Raw genomic sequence first — 17,012 nt, forward strand, 5'->3', positions numbered from 1 at the left:
TTAGCCATCAAGGGCCACTTCAGCTATCCAATATAATCCAACAAACTGTTTGGCATACTATGTCCTCTACTGCGAGGACAGAACTTTTTCTCACCACCCTCCTTCTTTCTTGACTCAAGTCAATGAACCGCACCTGCCGTTGCCAGACCTTTGAATCAAAAAAAGGAACTATGAAGAACAGAATTATTTTTTCAGTGCTATTGTGGGCTGCTTTGTCGGTCAATGCTGATGCTCAGTCGGGAGACAAAGACAGCACTTTCCGGCGACACTTTATCGGAAGTACGCTGTTTATACTGGCTACCCCAATTCTTACGCCCTCACCTGAGTACTTTCAGCTGAACTATGGCTATCGGATCACTCCAAAAGACGTGCTGTCGGTGGAGGCCATTACCTGGTTGTATGGTGGCCCTCTTGGCAGGCCCTATGGCCCCGACTACGAAAAAGAGGCGTCGGGTTTTCCTGGAAGCGTAAGGGCTTTTGGTGTAGGATTGGCCTACAAGCGGTTTCTTTGGAAACGCCTGTACGGGCAGGTGCATTCTACTGCATTCCGTCAAAACTATTTGGACGAAAACGATCAGAAAATCCAAAGCGGGTTTCAGCTTTTCAACACGCTAAGGTTTGGCTATCAGCTAAGGCTGTTTAAAAACCGTGTGTTTATTGAGCCGTCGGTGGCGGCTACCTGGTGGCCTGTGAATACTAATTTACCTGCCTCCTTTCAGGTTCAAGAAGACAAGTGGCGCAACTTCTTCCTTTTTGAACCGGGAATGCACTTTGGCATCAACTTCTAGCTGACGGACGCTATTTAATCGTGATACGTTTTCTGATTCTTGAAAGTGTTTCAGGTTTGACACCAAGGTAGCTGGCTATTTGATACTGGGGAACCCGGCTCAACAAGTCGGGTCTCTCTTCCAACAAATACATGTATCTCTCCTCAGGACTTTTTTGGGCGAAGGCTTCTACCTTGTCGGCTTTTTCGCCCATCATCCTTTCAAACTCCATACGGCACATAGTTTCAAAACGAGGAAATTTTTTGTAGAAAGCGGCCTCTTTTTCTGCGTTGTTCACTGTTACGGTAGTCTTTTCCACGCAAACGAAGAAATGCCTGGAGGGGGCTTGACTCGCAATACTGTTGAAGTCTGCCGCTGTATGCCCCTCAGTGTAAAAGTCTGTGGTAATTTCCTCCCCATCCACAATCGAAAATCTTCGGATGCACCCCTGCACAACGGAATAGCCTTCTTTTGCTATTTGTCCGGCTTTTAGCAGATAAGTGCCTTTGTCGAATGTTTTTACAGGGTACGCTTCTTCTATCGCCCGACTTTCTTCCTCTGAAAGGTTCTTTAACTTAGACACTTGAACCGTCGAAACTTTGCTATTAGTCATCTGATAAAATTAAACGTTAAACCGGAGATGCCAAGCTGTTCAATATCAAACTGCTTGCCGGACACTGCTTCGTTACTAGTGGCAAAGTTGCTGGATTTTTTTTGAAATGTTTTGTGCAGGAATTAGCACAAAAAATGGGCCAGAACACGGCTGCTAACCGGTCTGGCCCTGGAAGAATTTTAAATACTACCTATTGATTTTGATATTAGTACCGAACTCTGCATAAAACGGAATCGTGGGACTTGACTTAAAATCTTGGGTCACTACTTTCCCAATCCGAAACAAAGCATCTACACCATCAAATGATAGTCCCGTTTGCACGCCGTAGCTGAAGTTTCCGCCTGTTGCAGGTTGGTACCAGCCGTTTTTCACTTCAGGATAATTTTCTTTGAATGCATCCGAATGTTCGAAGTGGGTAACAATTGCCTTGTCGAAGCCAAATTCGGCTGCCACAAACCACTTGCTCTGATAAAAACCAAAGACGCCCTTGAACTCACTGCCGAAATTTTGCAGCACGGCCATTGGGTTTTCGTACCGACGGTAGATGCCATATACTGAAGCACTTAGGTGAAAGTTATTGAACTCACACAGGTCTGCCACGCCACCGATTTTCGTTTTGAAATCGTCGAGCACCTTGTTACCCACCGGAGTGGAGAAATCGATAGTGGCTAAAATGGGAATTGGCGATAACAATTGGCGGCTGTAGCCGACGCCATACACAAATGCATAGTCGAAACCTGCATGGGCATGCGCAATATGGCGTTGCTCTTTTCCCAAACTAGCCCAGTTAATGGTTTGGCTATGAGCGGCGTTGATGAAAAGGGCCGGAAGTATTAAAAGAAGAAATATTTTCTTGCTGAGTGTCATTCGTATGATGATTTGAAAAAAAATGAATTGAGGTTTGTTACTGTTTGAAGAGACCTACTTCAATGAATTGAGATAGTCCAGCATCGCCGGATAAGTGTTGCTCCACCCGGTGGGAAACGACAGCATATCGTGCCCGGCGCCTTCCGTTTTGAAAAGCTTCACTGAAGGGTAGGGGGCTGAGACTTTTTGTGCATGCTGGAGGCCGTATGCTTTGTTGTTGGCACTATAAATGAAAAGCACCTGCGTAGTGTACTTGTTCAAATTGGTAGTCCAGTCGGGCTTTTGTTTATCGCCAATTTCGAGATAGGCATCAAAGGTAACTGCTCCACCCCGCCATTCCTGAAGGCTGCCCTCATTCCCGATTTCGCTCGACTCTTTTGAGGTCAGCAACATGAATTTATAGTCCAGGATGGCGTGTTGGTCTGTTTTGCCTGTCACAAACTGGTCGGCATAAACGGCGTCATTGAGGCTTTCGCCTAAATATTTGAATTTGCGGGAGCGTGTGATATAGTCTTTCACGTCCTTCCAGATCAGGCCCCCGGGCTCGGCGAGTATGGCTCCGTCGATGGCTGTGGGGTACTGATTGATGTAGGCCGACGCCAGCATGGCTCCCCATGAGTGACCCAGCAGAAAAACTTTTTGATTCGGATCGGTCCGATAGTGTGAAATGATGCCGCTCAGATCGTCATACGCCACCTGCATGGTGTAGTGCGATTTAGGAAACCGCTGCGAGAGTCCTGTACCCCGCTGGTCGTAAAACACCACACGGTATCCCTGACTGGCAAACTCCCTGCAATTCAAAAGGTAGCGATAGTCACTCCCGGGGCCACCGTGCAACACTACCACCAGGGGGCCATCAGCAGGCCCAAAGGCCTCGGCATGAAATAAGGCATTATTTAAGCTAACAGAAGGCAGCGAGGGATCCAGGTCAACTGTTTTAGGGACCAAATTACCGGAGTCATTGATGTCCAGCTCATCCTGACATCCCGAAAAAATACTCACTGTGAACATGGCGCAAGCCAGAAAAAAACGATGTTTCATAAAATTGATTTTGATTTTCCCCAAAGCTGGACCTACACGCCGGTTCCATCGCCCCATCCTATAAGTTGGAACCAGAAAACTGTGTGTGTGACTATTGAGAAAAGGCTACCCTGGAGTTATGTATGGAGGTAGGTGGTTGTCCGCTTCAGGTACTCGGACGGAGCGAGACCCGTAACGCTTTTGAAATTACGGTTGAAGGAGGTTTTGGAGTTAAACCCGCAGTCGAGGGCAAGGGCAAGCAAGGTAAACTTTTTGCTTTCTGGCAGAGCAACCAGGCGTTTAAACTCCTCCACCCGCAAGGTGTTGATGTAGTCGTAAAATGTCTTCCCCTCAAAAGTATTGATGACTTGCGACAGGTAGTGAGGGTGCACGTCCAGTGCTTTGGCTAATTCTGTCAAAGTGAGTTCTGTGTTGGTGTACAGCTTTTCCTTTTCCATGATCTCGCCCAACGAGCTGTGCAACTTGGCTGCAGCCTCATCGCTCAAGCCCGATCGCTGGTATTTTGGTGCAGCTGGCTTGTTGTTTTGTCCGCTGACCGGGTTGCCCGGAGTGGCAGTGCCATGAACTGCCAATGCCGTAGCAGGGAGAAGCTTTTCGGGTGTGGGATACCCCTGTGAAAAAATGCCCACTTGCCTGATTCCGAAATAGCCAAGGAAGAAGACGAACACCACCACGGCATTAAAGATCATTACATCTTCGGCAAACAAAACAAAAAGCCAAATCAGGCCAATGCCGTATATTAAATACCGCAGCCAGGCCAGATTGATCTTTTCTGCGGAAGAGAATTGATCCTGAATCGTTTTTTTATGCTCATTCAACTTCCATAGTGAAAGGCCAACATATACCACTCCGGAAATCATTATTGAGCTGATCATCACTAACATTTCGACCTCATACCCCGATCCCTCATTTTTAAACACTTCAACCTTCTGCTCTTCTGGCAGCAAAATGAAAGGGAGAAAAAGGCCATAAAGCAGCACGAAAGGGATGAAGTGTGCTGCTTTGTATTTCGCAGGGGTATTTTGATTCGTTAATGCGCTGGTGTACAAAAACAGGAACGGGCCGTGGAGCAGCGGGAGCGGAAAGTTAAAGCCCAAAAGGAAGGGGAACGACAAAAATTGATCAGAAAAGGTCAAATAGAAAAAACACAAATGAAACCCGATGGCAGTAAGCCACGCAGCCAAAATCAAGTCTGCCTCCGATTTAGCCTTCTTTGTAATGAGTAAGACTGCCAGAAAAAAAGTCAGTATGATGCCAGCCAGGTAAAACATGTATCAGGGACGATGACGAGTCAGTTAATTCGGCAGGAAAGATAAAAGCACTTTTTTGGATAATGGACAGGACTGAGGTTTATTTTCTGCTGCGCAAACTGGGAAGGAATGGGTTTGTAGGCTGATGCTTAATCCTTCCTTGCAAACCAGGGTAAATAGATTAAAACCAATTGAATACCGATTCTCACCAGGGCCACTGTTTTAGTGCCAATGGCGGGGTTCTCCTTGAGCGCATCCCAGATGTGAATGGGTAGAAAAGCCACCATCAACAGGAAAATCCCCAATAGGGCTCTTTTTTTGAAGGTGGGAATAAATACGCCAATACCTAAGATGATTTCGACGACACCTGCCAATACGTTGACGATGGATTTGGGTAGAAAGTCAGGAATCAATGGGAGGTACATTTCAGGCGTAGTGAAATGGTTAACCCCAGAGAAAATCAGGAACAAGGCTAATACTATTCCGAGGATGGTTTTTGCTGTTTTCATTGTTGGGCGGGCGTTTATTCTGCACCTAAATTGCGAAATGATGAGTGACTTAAAAAACTGCACAGCAGAATAAATGCCTCTTGATCTGTTGCCGAACCGAAGGTTGATTTTTCCTCTACCAGGCATGCCGGACTACGGTTTTCAATCCATAAAAATTACCTATTTCCGAAAATGTGTCAGTGTTGTTAAGTGTAAGGCTTTTTACCCTTCGGCACAAGCCTTTGTGCCGGTAGCTGTTAAGCGCTTGTCTCCCTACCTCATAAGCGCTTATGAGGGGTGTGGTGAAGGCGTTAAAAGAAGTGGGACAACGCCTTGTCGGAGGTGAGTAAAGGGCTTAACAGGAGGCTGTGGTGCGCACCACTCATAGGCAGTGGTAGGCAGCATAGCTAGTGAGTGCTGGGCAGCAAAGGTAGTGAATAGTGGGCAGGCGTCGCTACGGCGAGCTTAGCCTACTGGGGAGGAGCCGTCAGACGCCGGGAAGGGAGTCCAGCCCTCTTTACTTGTAATTATCTGCTAAAACCGGGCCAGTTGGAATTCACTCAAAAGCTTGGTGCGGTAGTATTACATTAACTGTGTCAGCTTAAAAAACTGTAGTTTTTGCTTTAAATTGTTACCAGTCGTTTAGGTCAGTCTCTATCATTCTGCGTTTATTGGCCAGTTCCAATATGAACTTTACTAGATGATTAAAATTAACATGTTCATCTAGGACAATGTGTTGCATAACTAAATGATAGTTCTTCGTTGGTTGAAGCACTTCAACCGAGCACGTTGTTCCGTGAATAATACTAGGATGAAAGTTGATTGGGGCAAGTTCGTAAAAGTTTGAATCATCCAAACGTTGTAAGAGTTCTTCTATCTCTACTTTACTAAGAGTTTGAGAAAGTTTTGTGAATTTGTATCTAACAGAGTCTGAAATTGCTGCCTTTCTGTAAATGTTGTCAATTACTATGCTTGAACCCTGATAGCTGTTATTTATCGCACTGTTCAATTGTCTACGTTCCTTGTTTGTGAGACTATCTAAATAGAAATCTTCAATGGTTACTGAGTTATCGCCTTCCTTTTTAACAGTAATTTCCCAGTTAGTATATGATCCACTATATCCTGAAATTCTAATTGTTATGCTCTTTTTCCAGCTCTCATGATAGATTAATCGGATGCTTATTGAGTCATTTGCAGGCTCTCTAAACCAACTTGGTTCATCGAAATTTCGGAGATAGTTTCCGAGGCCATACAAATAGACGTTGTCCATTCGTTCGGCTGTCCAGTCAAGTTCGAGATAGTTCCTAGCGTTGGCAATAAACCTTTCAAAGTAAATCTCGTCCTTTGTTTGTCCAAAAAGAGTGCTTACGGCGAGTAATGCCAATATGGTTAACGAAGTTTTTGGAAGTATCATTTATAACTCATAATTGCTGCTCACAAAAGAATAAAGACCGGCCCGTATTCTCTTTTATGACTACCAATCTACCATATTATCTAACAATAGAAAAAGCCAGGAAACAGCTTGCTGCCATCATCAGGGGATGCCGTTCCGGCGGCGGGCTCCACATCGGCTCGCTTGTTCCTCGCTATCGACATGACGTTGATGTGGGTAGGGCGGATGTACCTATGCTTCCAGTGCGAAAGGCCGCTTAACCTCAAAGACCTCCATAGCAGCCGTCATTTCGATCCGCCAACCGGCGGAGAGAAATCCCCCTGGCCTGGCACTGGATTCAAGAGTAGCAAGTGTAACTGTGAATGGCTGTTGGTTAGCACCTTTATTTTAACAGTTGGAACGAGTCCATAAAACGACGTATAGATTCATTGTTGCTTTTGCCTGTTTCTGTAATAGTTTGCAGCATGTAGGCCCTGTTGTGTATCAGGAAAAGCCTCATCCTGATGATTGCCATCCCTTGGCCATAGTCTACTGTAATTTCTCTTCCAGGATAATCAGCCAGGTTTTTGACCTCTTCTGTTAGAAGCTTTCCTTTTACATTGTTTACAGCTCCGTCAATGGCGCCTCTGAAAAACTTATCTAAAATATCCGTTCTATCTGAATTTATCAGAGAGTCAGGGTACTCTGTAACATTCGTCATATAAAGCAGGTTGTCGTCATTTCCTTTTTTGGAAGCATCGTATATGACCATATTCATTTTCAATTGACCTATCTCTGAATCTATCATTTGTGGCGTTGCCGTTGGTTCCTCGGGGAACTCAATTTTGAATCCAAATTCTTTGTCTTCAAAAAGAAACCATTTGCCTGAGGCGAAGCTTGATAAAATAGTCAGCAATGCTACTGAGGCGATTAAATGGAGGGTATACTTCAGATTCATATTTGCTGGATAATTGCCATTGTTGTTAGTGGTTTTTTTACTCAGCTCTTTTTAACTCAAGTCTATCAATTGTCCAGAAGATATATTCACCAATCACTTTCTCATCACTTGTCCAGTCGCCTAAATTAAATTGAAAATCACCGAAGTCGCCAATTATTGGGTTAACTGATTTAATTGTTCCATAGCAATGATAAGTCCATTCTCCTTGGTTTGATTTTTCTATTCTAATTTCTCGTCCCTTGTTTCCGCCAAAAATTACGTCCCATTTCAGTGGATAGTCCAGGTGAGTCAAAGTCACATTAATTTTTTCTCTAAGTTTAAATTTATCCTCTGAATAAAAGGCGTCGTATTGTCGCCCGTTGACCTCAAATGTGACAGTTCCCTCATGGTTGTCTGTCTCATTAATTTTTGTGATTTCGACAGCTATTGTCATCGTCTTGAAGAATTTCCCACAACAAAAGAATACGAACCGACCAATATTCGTCCCTTATCGCTGCCAATCTACCATATTGTCTAACAATTGAAAAAGAAGGGAACCAGCTTACTGCCATTATCATGGGGATATCTCCCTCGTTCCTCGGTTCGATATGACGTTGGTGTGGTGAGGGCGGATGTGGCCGTTGTACAACAAAAGCACTCATAACGACGTCATTTCGCAGCGTAGCGGAGAAATCTCCCAGGATATGGCACTGCATTCAAAAGGCTTACTGCCATCACCAGGCGGCTGCCGTTCCGGTGTCCAGTGGGCTCGCTCGTCGCTTTGGCTACGCCTTCACTTTGTTGCGGCAGGCAGACAGGATCAGGATGACTCGCCATCGACATTGTCTTGCCTGCAAACATTTCCCACAAAATCGTAACTTGGTTGGCGAGTACCTTCACAACCATCAACAATGAGTGCTATTTCTGAATCAGCTTCCCGGGCAGTATCGCACCAAAGGTGGGTAAAAGCCTCGCATTGGATGGTGACATTAAGCTTTCTACTGCTGGCTTTTTCCGGCTTCGAGATACTCATGGTGCACCCTAGGCTCTATTGGGGAGAAGTAGGCAATGAGTTGACACCAGCATTGCTGGAGCTACCCATTAGCCGCAATCATCAACGGGATACCTGGGAGGAAAGCAAGGCTTTTTTTGCCACCGATGGTTCGCCTGTTAGCGCTGCCCGTACGTTCGATGAGCTCATGTTCAACCAAAATGGGTGGGGGCGAAGCCTTCATTTTCTGGCTGCCTGGCTGTTGATCGTGCCGGGAGTCATTTACCTGCTGATCGGGGTTTTTAGCGGACACTTCCGAAACCACATCTGGCCAAAAAGAAGAGAGCTGACACCTGCGTCGGTTTGGAGAGACGTGAAGGACCATCTGCGCATGCAGATGGCTCCGGCTACTGGTGGGCCTGATTATGGGCTGCTGCAGAAGCTCGCTTACATGATGGTTATATTCGTTGCACTACCGCTGGCAGTGGTCACCGGGCTCACCATGTCGCCAGCCATCACAGCGGCTTACCCTTTTCTGCTGAAAATGTTCGGCGGTTATCAGTCGGCCCGCACTATTCATTTTTTTACTTCGCTGACCCTCGAGTTGTTTCTGTTCATGCATCTGGCCATGATCATCAAAACTGGCTTCACACAGCAAATACGTTACATGACACTGGGAAAGTAATATGAGGAATATGAAGAAGACAGACATCATCACCAGAAGAAAAGCCCTTGCAGTAAGCGCCTCCGCCCTAGGCGCTCTTTTGCTACCTGGATGTTCCAAATCCTCACCGCCCACTTACGGCAGTCTACTGCGCATGGGAGATGCACTGACCTACACGGCCCAGCGAACCCTATTACCAGGACAGTCCCTGGCAAAAGAGTACAGCTTTGCCGATATATCGTCGTTTCCAGCTACCGGCACCATCAATCCGGCAGATAGCTCAAAGGAATACTACAGCGAAGAGTATGAACGCCTCAAGAGTGGGTTATTTGCCAACTGGCGATTGTCGGTGGAGGGAAGTGTGACTAATGCTGGTCAGTACTCGCTGCGGGATCTTCAGCGGTTTGCGGCAAGGACTCAGATCACCCGACACACTTGTGAAGAAGGGTGGACAGCTATTGGTGAATGGACTGGCGTACCGTTAAGCAGCGTGCTCGAGCATGCAGGCATATTGCCAGGCGCCCGTTTCATTAATTTTTATTCTTATGATGGATGGGAGGACAGCATCGATATGCTGGATGCTTTCCATCCGCAGACGATCCTGGCTTATGGCATGAATGGAAAGGCCCTTTCGGTTCCTCACGGTGCTCCGGTTCGGCTCCGGGTGGAAAAGCAGATTGGCTACAAAAGCATGAAATACCTTCAGCGAATTGTAGTGACTGACGAGTTTGTCGATCCAGGCGACACTGGATGGGCCTGGTATGTGGGTATTTGATTAGGCTGGAGTGCGATATTGTGACATACTCTACTTAACGAAATGAAGCATGTCTTGTGGGTTGCTCATCATCACTATTTTATCGCCTTTCATGACAACAGGCGCTTTTAATATCTCAGGATTGTGTACCAATAAATCCAACCAATCTTGATCCGATAATTCGTCTATCTGCCCAAATTTTTGCAAAAAGTTGGGATGTTCGGTGTTGACTAAATCCCGCACATTAATTCCCATTTTAGACGCCAATTCTGCCCAATGCGTAGGAGTTAATTTCGCATGTGACAGATCGATATCGTGAATAGGTATATTTTCGATTTGCGCATAAGCACGAATTTGCTTGCCGATGTTTTCTTCTGAATTATAAATCAGCGTTATTTCCTTATCTGAGTTAGCAAATGTCATGGCATTTATTTCTTATCAAGATAAGAATAATAAACCACTAAGTTCTTGACCAGCATCAATTGCCTGCAAGAGTTGGATATGGAGTGATCGATATGTCCAGTCAATACCTGTAATCTTCTGCATATTTAAGACGGTAAAGGTTCTTTTCCCGGCAACGGTTATTGCCAGGTACTAACCGTCGGCGACTACCCGTCGGCGACTACCCGTCCGGGACTGCCCGTCTGGGACTGCCCGTCTGCGAAATCTCTCATTCGTTCCTTCGGCGAGGCCTACAGGTCGTTTCCGATGCATGACGCCGGAGTGCGGACAGCTACTGTGAAGTTTTAACTCGACCTTGTCATCCCCGCCTTCTTCTCCTCCAAATATTCCCTCTCCAAACTATTGGTGCAAGTGCAAATGGCCTTGTCGATGGCGATGAGTGCCCTGGCAGGCTCGCCGTTTTTGGCGTAGTACTCGGCGTAGGTACCATGGAGGAGGTAGGTGCGCTGGCTCATGGCAGCAGCGTTAATGCTGTCGAGCTCCTTTTTGGCGTCGGCCAAGCGCTCCATTTGCAGGTAGGTGATGGCCCGGGAAAGCCGGATGCTGTCGGAAGGCATCAACTCAAACATCTCGTTGTAGTAGTCGATGATCTGCTGCCAGTTGGTATTCTCAAACTTGATGGCCTTGATATGTTCAGCCGCAATGCCCGCCTCCAGGTGATAAATAGACTGGTCTGAGTATAGCATGGCTTTGTTGAGAGCATCATTCCCCAGCACAATGAGGGGGAAATGCCAGGTCGAACGATCCTGGTGCTTGAGGTCTACGATTTTACCATCAACAACCTTGGAGTCGAGCCGGGAGGCGTGAAAGCAAAGCAACCCAAACAAGGCGTAAAGACTACCTGACCTGAACTGCTCCTTCACCAGCAGGAGCTTGCACAGGCGCAGGGCCTCACCGCAAAGGTCTTTGTCGATGAGCTGATTGAGCTTGGTAGAGTGGAAGCCTTCGTTGAAAATGAGATAGATGATCTGCTGCACGGCGGAGAGCCTGCCGTCGATCTCGTTGGGTTCGGGGTAGTCAAGCGTAATGCTTAGCTCCTGAATCTTTTTCCTGGCCCGCATCAGCCGTTTTTTGATGGTCTCATCTTTCTGTAGCAGGGCCACGGCTATTTCCTTCATGGAAAAACCCGAAATGGCCTTGAGGGCAAAGGCAATTTGCTCTTCTCTGGAAAACCCGGGGTGGCAGGCCACAAAGAGCATCCTCAGCTGGCTGTCCTGCACTTCGTGGTCGAGAAAGTATTCGTTGATTTCGAGGGTAGCTGCGCCGTGGACTGTTTTTTCGTGTCGCTGCCTTTGGGCATTGATTTGGCGCATCAGGTCAATGGCCCTGTTCTTCGCTGCCTGGGTAAGCCAGGCTTCCGGGTTGTCGGGCTGGGCCTCCCGCCACTTGAGTGAGGCCTGCAAAAAGGTGTCCTGAATGGCATCTTCAATCAGCTCGAGGTGGGCGAGGCCGAAGATTTTGGACAAAATGGCGACCAGCTTTCCGTACTGATGTCGGAAAAGATGGTCGACCATGCTATGGGGCTGCTTACCTGTCAAACTTCACCACCTCACGAATTTCTACTGTTCCGCCGAGGTGGTAGTCAGGATAATCCTGGGCAATCTTCACGGCCTCTTCTACGCTGTCGGCTGCGGCGGTGTAGTAGCCACCTATCAGCTCCTTGCTTTCTACAAATGGCCCATCTGATTCTATCCTGTCAGGCCCGGAGACCCGCTTGGCCGTGGCATAAAGTGCTGCGCCGCCTCGCAAAATGCCCTGTTCCTTCATTTTGTCACCCCAGGCAAACCACCTGCCCATTTGGGTTTGTATTTCTTCTGGTGAAAGGCCCAGCTCGTCGTAGCTGGCTCCTATAAATATCATCATGAATTCTTTCATCGTGTAAAAATTAAATGGTTTCTAATGTATTAAATTCTAGCGCTTTTGCCATCTAAAAGCTTCCGCTTTATCGGCCTGATTGCTTCAATATACTGCTAGTTTCTCGAATGAAAGGCCACCCTGTTTCCTTCCGTGTCGATGAACTGCGCCATGAATCCGTTGGGCCCCAGGGAGGTCTTGGGTACGATGATTTTGCCGCCAGCTTTCTCTACCCTCGATAGCGGGGTTGTCAGGTCGTCTCCACCGTTGAGGTACACCAGCGCTCCTTTGTCGGAAGGTTCGCAGCCCGGGCCGAAGGCAATGCCGCCGCCAACGCCGTTTTCCCAGTCGGCCGGAAAGAACGCCATGGTCATGCCCATTGCTTCCATCGACATGGTTTCCATTTTTGCATCCAGTACCTGCTCGTAAAATGACTTGGCCCTGTCGAAGTCTTTGGCTGGCACTTCAAACCAGTTGATTGCATTTTTCATCTTGTTAGTTGTTTTGGTGAAACATGATTTGCCCTATGACGAGGCCGGGTTTGTGAAAGGGGACAGGTGGGAGGAAAGTTTTTTGCCAATTAGAAGGTTGGAGGAGTGAGAACGAGAAGCCATGCAGGGAACATGGAGGATAAGATTTCTCCGCTCCGCTACGAAATGGCCGTTACCGACGGCTCGGTGCCAGTAATAGCCGATTTGCATATTGTTCACTATAACTAAAGAGCTGTACACGGGAGTACCACCATTCCGTAAGCAAAGGGGATGTCATATTTAAAGAAACAGGTTTAGTCTAATTGAAAATCTTACTAGTTTCGAAACATCATTACAAACCGAAGTCTATGTCCTCTAACAGAAGAGATTTTATTCGCAAGTCTGCCCTTGGAGCAGGTGTGCTGGGCGTGTCGTCGCTGGCGGCGTGTGCGAGTGAAGGTGAGCAGAAGCAGGCTGCCGGACCAGACCCGTCCACCACAGGCACAAAGCCCATTGTTATCGCCACCTGGGCGCATGGCATGCCCGCCAATGAAAAGGCCTGGGAGCTACTGAGTCAGGGCAAAAGTAGTCTGGATGCGGTAGAAGCAGGTGTGAGGGTGGTGGAGTCGGATCCGGAGGTGCAGACGGTTGGCTTGGGTGGCTTCCCCGATAGAGATGGAGTGGTGTCGCTGGATGCCTGCATCATGGACTACGACAGCCGCTGTGGTTCAGTAGCATTTTTGGAAGAGATAGAAAATCCTATTTCGGTGGCCCGCAAGGTGATGGAGGAAACACCCCATATCATGCTGGTAGGAGAGGGTGCTCAGCGATTTGCCGTGGAGCAGGGCTTCGAAAGGAAAAACCTGCTAACGGAAAAGTCGAAGGAGGCTTACGAGAAATGGCTGGAAACGGCTGAATATAAGCCGGTCATCAATATTGAAAACCACGATACCATTAGCATGCTGGCGCTGGATAGCCAGGGCCGACTAGCAGGCGCTTGCACCACCAGCGGTGCCGCCTGGAAAATGCATGGCCGTATTGGTGACTCACCGATCATTGGCGCTGGTCTCTTCCTTGACGGAGAAGTAGGAGGCGCTTGTGCTACCGGGCTTGGAGAGGCAGTGATCAGAGTCGCTGGCAGCGCCATGGTAGTGGAGCTGATGCGCAATGGCATGAGTCCGGGAGAGGCATGCAAAGCCATTGTAGAGCGTATCGCAGCCAAGCACCCATCCGTCGCTGACTTGCAGGTGGGCTTTCTGGCGCTGGATAAGTATGGTAATTATGGGTCCTATGCGATTCACAAAGGATTTAATTTCGCTGTGTACAATAACAACGGCAATACGCTGATTGACGCAGTGAGTAAGTATTAATATCATTTGACTTGTTGATAAGGTAATTTTCTATTAATCAGGCAACCTATTTTGGCACAAAAGTGTCGTTGCATAAGATGAAACACATTATTTTTTTACTGGCTATTTGGATAACAGGGGCAAGCACATTCGCCAGACAAAATGATCACTCTATTGCCCGGAAGTGGAATGAAGTGCTGCTGGAAGCCGTCAGGAATGACTTTGCCAGGCCCACTGTTCATGCCCGCAATCTTTTCCACATCTCTGCCGCCATGTACGATGCCTGGGCGGCCTATGATGAGACGGCAGAGCTGTACTTTCTGGGGCGGTATCACGGAGACTTTTATTTCCCTTACGATGGCATACAGGCGCCGGAAGACTTAAGTGCCGCTCAAGAGGAGGCCATTAGCTATGCAGCCTACAGACTGATTAGTCATCGTTTCGCCCTCTCTCCCGGAGCCCAGAATATCTTCCTGGCCGCTTACAAACAGATGCAGGCAAGGGGCTATTCACTTTCGTTTACATCCACCGACTACTCAACCGGCTCCCCGGCGGCGCTTGGTAACTATATAGCCGAAAAAGTGATTCAGTTTGGCTTGCAGGATGGCTCGAACGAGATGAATTTGTACGCCAACCAGTATTATGCTCCGCTCAACGATAAGCCGCTCAATCCATTAATGCCGGGAAATCCCAATTTGAAAGACCCCAATCGCTGGCAATCTCTTGAACTTGGGGCGTTTATCGATCAGGGCGGAAACCCTATTCCAGGAAGTAATATTCCGTTTTTGAGCCCCGAGTGGGGCAATGTCACTCCCTTTTCAATGAATGCGCTTCATTTTACCCCGCATAAAAGAGACGGTGACGAGTACCTGGTGTATCACGATCCCGGCCCACCCGTTTATTATGATGAGGATGACAAGGAGGCTATAGCAGCCTATGTATGGACATTCAGCCTGGTGGCAGCCTGGTCGTCTCACCTCGATCCATCCGATGGGGTAATGTGGGACATTTCGCCAGCTTCCCTGGGTAATATTGACTACGCTGAGCTTCCGACAAAAATGGAAGACTATCCGGCTTTTTATGATTTTACCAACGGTGGAGACGTAGGCAAAGGCTACGAGGTGAATCCAGTAACAGGCGAGCCTTACCAACCTCAAATGGTAGCCAGGGGAGATTATACGAGGGTACTGGCAGAATTCTGGGCTGATGGACCCAGCTCTGAAACACCGCCCGGGCATTGGTTTGTCATTCTCAATTATGTAAACGACCACCCACAGCTTGTGAAGAAGTTCATGGGGCAAGGAGAGGTTTTGGACGACCTCGAATGGGATATTAAAGCCTATTTTATCCTTGGAGGCACCATGCACGATGTAGCCATTGCCGCATGGGGGGTAAAAGGGTACTACGACTATATCAGGCCTGTGTCTGCTATTCGCTGGCTGTCGGGCGTTGGCCAGTCCTCCGACCCAAAATTGCCAAGGTACCACCCCGGAGGGTTTAAGTTGTATGATGGACTTATAGAGTCAGTCAAAGCTGGCGACCCACTGGCCGGGCCGAGTAGGGAAAATGTTGGCAAAATAAAATTGAAGGCATGGAAGGGGCCGCAGTATGTATACGACCCGGCCACAGTGGAGGCAGGCGTTGACTGGATCCTGGCGGACTACTGGTGGCCTTACCAGCGGCCTTCATTCGTTACGCCACCTTTTGCAGGGTACGTATCGGGGCATAGCACCTACTCACGGGCCGCCGCAGAAGTGCTGTCGCTACTGACTGGCAGTGAGTACTTTCCAGGTGGTATGGGTGAGTTTGATGCGGAGAAAAATGAGTTCCTGGTGTTTGAGGAGGGGCCTGGTGCCGATGTGGTGCTCCAATGGGCCAGGTACCAGGATGCTTCCGATCAATGCAGCCTGTCCAGGATATGGGGCGGCATTCACCCGCCTATGGATGATATCCGTGGGCGAATGATGGGCCATGAAATAGGAATTGATGCTTTTAACTTTGCCAACAGGTTTTTTGACGGGGTCACTACAGGTGTGAAAGAGCGCCAGCTGGTGAGAAATCAGGTGACGGTGTACCCGATCCCTGTCCAGCGGGGAAACGCTCTGACGCTTTCATTTAATAGCCGTATGTCGCAGGCTCGGGCCGAGCTCATTACCATGGAAGGGGCATCCGTCGCTGCCAGTGAGCTTTCGGCTACATGGGCTGGGCAAACCCTCGATCTCGACGTTGCAGGTTTGAAGCCTGGGTTTTACCTGCTGCGCATCAATTCTGGCAACGCTTCGGAGATCCACAAGGTCATTATTGAGTAAGGCGGAGGGGCTTTTGCTTTTAGCTTTCCATCCAGGCTACAATGCCCAAATGGTGGTGGTGGCTGACACTTGCTGGTGTTGTGGTGCCGTTGTGTCTTACAGTCGGCAAGCCTGCCACATCCGATAACACTTGATAGCCTGGCCCCATTTCTCTTTGAAAGGAATCTCGAAGCTCCTGAGACTGATTTGACGTATTCAGCATGAAGGTCTTCCATTTTACCGCTGCTATATTTGCGGTCGCCGCCACGGAGATGATATTGTCTTTTTTCAGGATAGAATAGCCGTTAATTTCATTCAGCCATTTTCCACGGTAGTGCAGCCTATCGTCTATTGCTTCAACATAATGTACTTCGATTTCTTTGGGAGAAAACGCCTGGTCTGATCTTTCGGCCTTAAATATTGCTTCTTTGGCAGCCCAGAGCAGCCAGTAGTGTGTTTCGTCGTCGGTGCCTTTGGGGCAACGGTCGTTGGGATGGGAAATAAAACTTATTTCCCTTTGAGAGCGTGGCTTGAGGAGTGGGTCTGTCAGGTCAACAATGTCAATCCCAATCAATCCTTTTTCATTTTTTCCAGAATCACCTCAATGGCTTCGCCAATGGTATTCATCTTGTTGATGGACTCATCGTCGATAGTGATATCGTATTTTTCCTCAATATCAAGCACAATGTCCACCACGTGGGCAGAGTTAATTTTAAGATCACCAATGAGTTGTATTTCGTCGGAGAGGTTGTCCAGTAACTCTTTTTGCATCACATAGGGTTCAATAACACCTTTGATTTCTGCTTTGATTTCATCTTTGGTCATAGGGGTGGTTGGTAAGGTTT

At 47.9% G+C, this 17,012-nt stretch carries 20 protein-coding genes; 6 read left to right on the top strand and 14 right to left on the bottom strand.

Annotated features, from left to right (window positions below):
- Positions 1-170 precede the first annotated feature (170 nt).
- Positions 171-788, top strand: coding sequence for a hypothetical protein (locus GC130_RS20625; protein WP_152000250.1), 618 nt, complete (start codon positions 171-173; stop codon positions 786-788).
- Between the two features lie 10 nt (positions 789-798).
- Here the strand turns inward: GC130_RS20625 and GC130_RS20630 are convergent, their stop codons facing one another.
- The 8 genes from GC130_RS20630 to GC130_RS20665 all read right to left on the bottom strand — a co-directional run bounded on the left by GC130_RS20630 (position 799) and on the right by GC130_RS20665 (position 7,789).
- Positions 799-1,380: a Crp/Fnr family transcriptional regulator gene (locus tag GC130_RS20630; protein ID WP_152000251.1), complete on the bottom strand. Its 582-nt coding sequence runs from the start codon at positions 1,378-1,380 to the stop codon at positions 799-801.
- A 186-nt stretch (positions 1,381-1,566) separates the two neighbouring features.
- Positions 1,567-2,247 (bottom strand): hypothetical protein, encoded by a 681-nt coding sequence (locus GC130_RS20635; protein ID WP_152000252.1) that lies wholly within the window; start codon positions 2,245-2,247, stop codon positions 1,567-1,569.
- A 54-nt stretch (positions 2,248-2,301) separates the two neighbouring features.
- Entirely contained in the window at positions 2,302-3,288 is a 987-nt protein-coding gene (locus GC130_RS20640; protein ID WP_152000253.1) for an alpha/beta fold hydrolase, read from the bottom strand.
- Between the two features lie 116 nt (positions 3,289-3,404).
- Positions 3,405-4,559, bottom strand: coding sequence for a helix-turn-helix domain-containing protein (locus GC130_RS20645; protein ID WP_152000254.1), 1,155 nt, complete (start codon positions 4,557-4,559; stop codon positions 3,405-3,407).
- 128 nt (positions 4,560-4,687) lie between these two features.
- Positions 4,688-5,047 (bottom strand): hypothetical protein, encoded by a 360-nt coding sequence (locus tag GC130_RS20650; protein WP_152000303.1) that lies wholly within the window; start codon positions 5,045-5,047, stop codon positions 4,688-4,690.
- Positions 5,048-5,657: 610 nt separating this feature from the next.
- A complete protein-coding gene (locus tag GC130_RS20655) occupies positions 5,658-6,440 on the bottom strand; it encodes a hypothetical protein (protein ID WP_152000255.1) in 783 nt (260 codons plus the stop codon).
- 361 nt (positions 6,441-6,801) lie between these two features.
- Positions 6,802-7,356 carry a hypothetical protein gene (locus GC130_RS20660; protein WP_152000256.1) on the bottom strand — a complete coding sequence of 185 codons (555 nt, stop codon included), beginning with the start codon at positions 7,354-7,356 and terminating at the stop codon, positions 6,802-6,804.
- Positions 7,357-7,393: 37 nt separating this feature from the next.
- Entirely contained in the window at positions 7,394-7,789 is a 396-nt protein-coding gene (locus GC130_RS20665) for a hypothetical protein (protein WP_152000257.1), read from the bottom strand.
- A gap of 457 nt (positions 7,790-8,246) precedes the next feature.
- Here GC130_RS20665 and GC130_RS20670 point away from each other — a divergent pair, with 457 nt between their 5' ends.
- Together GC130_RS20670 and GC130_RS20675 are read left to right on the top strand one after the other, a co-directional pair.
- Positions 8,247-9,011, top strand: coding sequence for a cytochrome b/b6 domain-containing protein (locus tag GC130_RS20670; RefSeq protein ID WP_152000258.1), 765 nt, complete (start codon positions 8,247-8,249; stop codon positions 9,009-9,011).
- Between the two features lie 10 nt (positions 9,012-9,021).
- Positions 9,022-9,765 (top strand): molybdopterin-dependent oxidoreductase, encoded by a 744-nt coding sequence (locus tag GC130_RS20675; RefSeq protein WP_193217931.1) that lies wholly within the window; start codon positions 9,022-9,024, stop codon positions 9,763-9,765.
- 30 nt (positions 9,766-9,795) lie between these two features.
- On the opposite strand, the gene GC130_RS20680 is transcribed toward GC130_RS20675, so the two are convergent.
- The 4 genes from GC130_RS20680 to GC130_RS20695 all read right to left on the bottom strand — a co-directional run bounded on the left by GC130_RS20680 (position 9,796) and on the right by GC130_RS20695 (position 12,551).
- Entirely contained in the window at positions 9,796-10,167 is a 372-nt protein-coding gene (locus GC130_RS20680; RefSeq protein ID WP_152000260.1) for an arsenate reductase family protein, read from the bottom strand.
- A 323-nt stretch (positions 10,168-10,490) separates the two neighbouring features.
- A complete protein-coding gene (locus GC130_RS20685; protein WP_152000261.1) occupies positions 10,491-11,720 on the bottom strand; it encodes an RNA polymerase sigma factor in 1,230 nt (409 codons plus the stop codon).
- Between the two features lie 13 nt (positions 11,721-11,733).
- The gene (locus GC130_RS20690) at positions 11,734-12,081 is read right to left on the bottom strand and encodes a YciI family protein (RefSeq protein WP_152000262.1); all 348 of its coding nucleotides are present in this window, start codon (positions 12,079-12,081) and stop codon (positions 11,734-11,736) included.
- 95 nt (positions 12,082-12,176) lie between these two features.
- On the bottom strand, positions 12,177-12,551 hold the full coding sequence (locus GC130_RS20695) for a VOC family protein (RefSeq protein ID WP_152000263.1): 375 nt from the start codon (positions 12,549-12,551) through the stop codon (positions 12,177-12,179).
- A gap of 105 nt (positions 12,552-12,656) precedes the next feature.
- Between GC130_RS20695 and GC130_RS29115 the strand changes: the two genes are divergently transcribed.
- The 3 genes from GC130_RS29115 (at position 12,657) to GC130_RS20705 (ending at position 16,188) form a co-directional block, all read left to right on the top strand.
- Positions 12,657-12,779, top strand: a complete 123-nt coding sequence (locus GC130_RS29115; RefSeq protein ID WP_255471536.1) for a hypothetical protein — start codon at positions 12,657-12,659, stop codon at positions 12,777-12,779.
- A 119-nt stretch (positions 12,780-12,898) separates the two neighbouring features.
- Positions 12,899-13,900, top strand: coding sequence for an isoaspartyl peptidase/L-asparaginase family protein (locus GC130_RS20700; RefSeq protein ID WP_152000264.1), 1,002 nt, complete (start codon positions 12,899-12,901; stop codon positions 13,898-13,900).
- Positions 13,901-13,977: 77 nt separating this feature from the next.
- On the top strand, positions 13,978-16,188 hold the full coding sequence (locus GC130_RS20705; RefSeq protein ID WP_152000265.1) for a DUF6851 domain-containing protein: 2,211 nt from the start codon (positions 13,978-13,980) through the stop codon (positions 16,186-16,188).
- Positions 16,189-16,207: 19 nt separating this feature from the next.
- Here the strand turns inward: GC130_RS20705 and GC130_RS20710 are convergent, their stop codons facing one another.
- Together GC130_RS20710 and GC130_RS20715 are read right to left on the bottom strand one after the other, a co-directional pair.
- Positions 16,208-16,741, bottom strand: coding sequence for a 4'-phosphopantetheinyl transferase superfamily protein (locus GC130_RS20710; RefSeq protein WP_152000266.1), 534 nt, complete (start codon positions 16,739-16,741; stop codon positions 16,208-16,210).
- Entirely contained in the window at positions 16,738-16,992 is a 255-nt protein-coding gene (locus GC130_RS20715; protein WP_152000267.1) for an acyl carrier protein, read from the bottom strand. Before GC130_RS20715 ends, GC130_RS20710 begins: the two co-directional genes overlap by 4 nt.
- Positions 16,993-17,012: the final 20 nt, after the last annotated feature.

Origin of the sequence: Imperialibacter sp. EC-SDR9 (assembly GCF_902498805.1) — a bacterium.
Taxonomy (GTDB): domain Bacteria; phylum Bacteroidota; class Bacteroidia; order Cytophagales; family Cyclobacteriaceae; genus Imperialibacter.

Coding starts and splice junctions, on each gene's coding strand:
- GC130_RS20625 (WP_152000250.1), top strand. CDS start 171: ATGAAGAACAGAATTATTTTTTCAGTGCTATTGTGGGCTGCTTTGTCG.
- GC130_RS20630 (WP_152000251.1), bottom strand. CDS start 1,380: ATGACTAATAGCAAAGTTTCGACGGTTCAAGTGTCTAAGTTAAAGAAC.
- GC130_RS20635 (WP_152000252.1), bottom strand. CDS start 2,247: ATGACACTCAGCAAGAAAATATTTCTTCTTTTAATACTTCCGGCCCTT.
- GC130_RS20640 (WP_152000253.1), bottom strand. CDS start 3,288: ATGAAACATCGTTTTTTTCTGGCTTGCGCCATGTTCACAGTGAGTATT.
- GC130_RS20645 (WP_152000254.1), bottom strand. CDS start 4,559: ATGTTTTACCTGGCTGGCATCATACTGACTTTTTTTCTGGCAGTCTTA.
- GC130_RS20650 (WP_152000303.1), bottom strand. CDS start 5,047: ATGAAAACAGCAAAAACCATCCTCGGAATAGTATTAGCCTTGTTCCTG.
- GC130_RS20655 (WP_152000255.1), bottom strand. CDS start 6,440: ATGATACTTCCAAAAACTTCGTTAACCATATTGGCATTACTCGCCGTA.
- GC130_RS20660 (WP_152000256.1), bottom strand. CDS start 7,356: ATGAATCTGAAGTATACCCTCCATTTAATCGCCTCAGTAGCATTGCTG.
- GC130_RS20665 (WP_152000257.1), bottom strand. CDS start 7,789: ATGACAATAGCTGTCGAAATCACAAAAATTAATGAGACAGACAACCAT.
- GC130_RS20670 (WP_152000258.1), top strand. CDS start 8,247: ATGAGTGCTATTTCTGAATCAGCTTCCCGGGCAGTATCGCACCAAAGG.
- GC130_RS20675 (WP_193217931.1), top strand. CDS start 9,022: ATGAAGAAGACAGACATCATCACCAGAAGAAAAGCCCTTGCAGTAAGC.
- GC130_RS20680 (WP_152000260.1), bottom strand. CDS start 10,167: ATGACATTTGCTAACTCAGATAAGGAAATAACGCTGATTTATAATTCA.
- GC130_RS20685 (WP_152000261.1), bottom strand. CDS start 11,720: ATGGTCGACCATCTTTTCCGACATCAGTACGGAAAGCTGGTCGCCATT.
- GC130_RS20690 (WP_152000262.1), bottom strand. CDS start 12,081: ATGAAAGAATTCATGATGATATTTATAGGAGCCAGCTACGACGAGCTG.
- GC130_RS20695 (WP_152000263.1), bottom strand. CDS start 12,551: ATGAAAAATGCAATCAACTGGTTTGAAGTGCCAGCCAAAGACTTCGAC.
- GC130_RS20700 (WP_152000264.1), top strand. CDS start 12,899: ATGTCCTCTAACAGAAGAGATTTTATTCGCAAGTCTGCCCTTGGAGCA.
- GC130_RS20705 (WP_152000265.1), top strand. CDS start 13,978: ATGAAACACATTATTTTTTTACTGGCTATTTGGATAACAGGGGCAAGC.
- GC130_RS20715 (WP_152000267.1), bottom strand. CDS start 16,992: ATGACCAAAGATGAAATCAAAGCAGAAATCAAAGGTGTTATTGAACCC.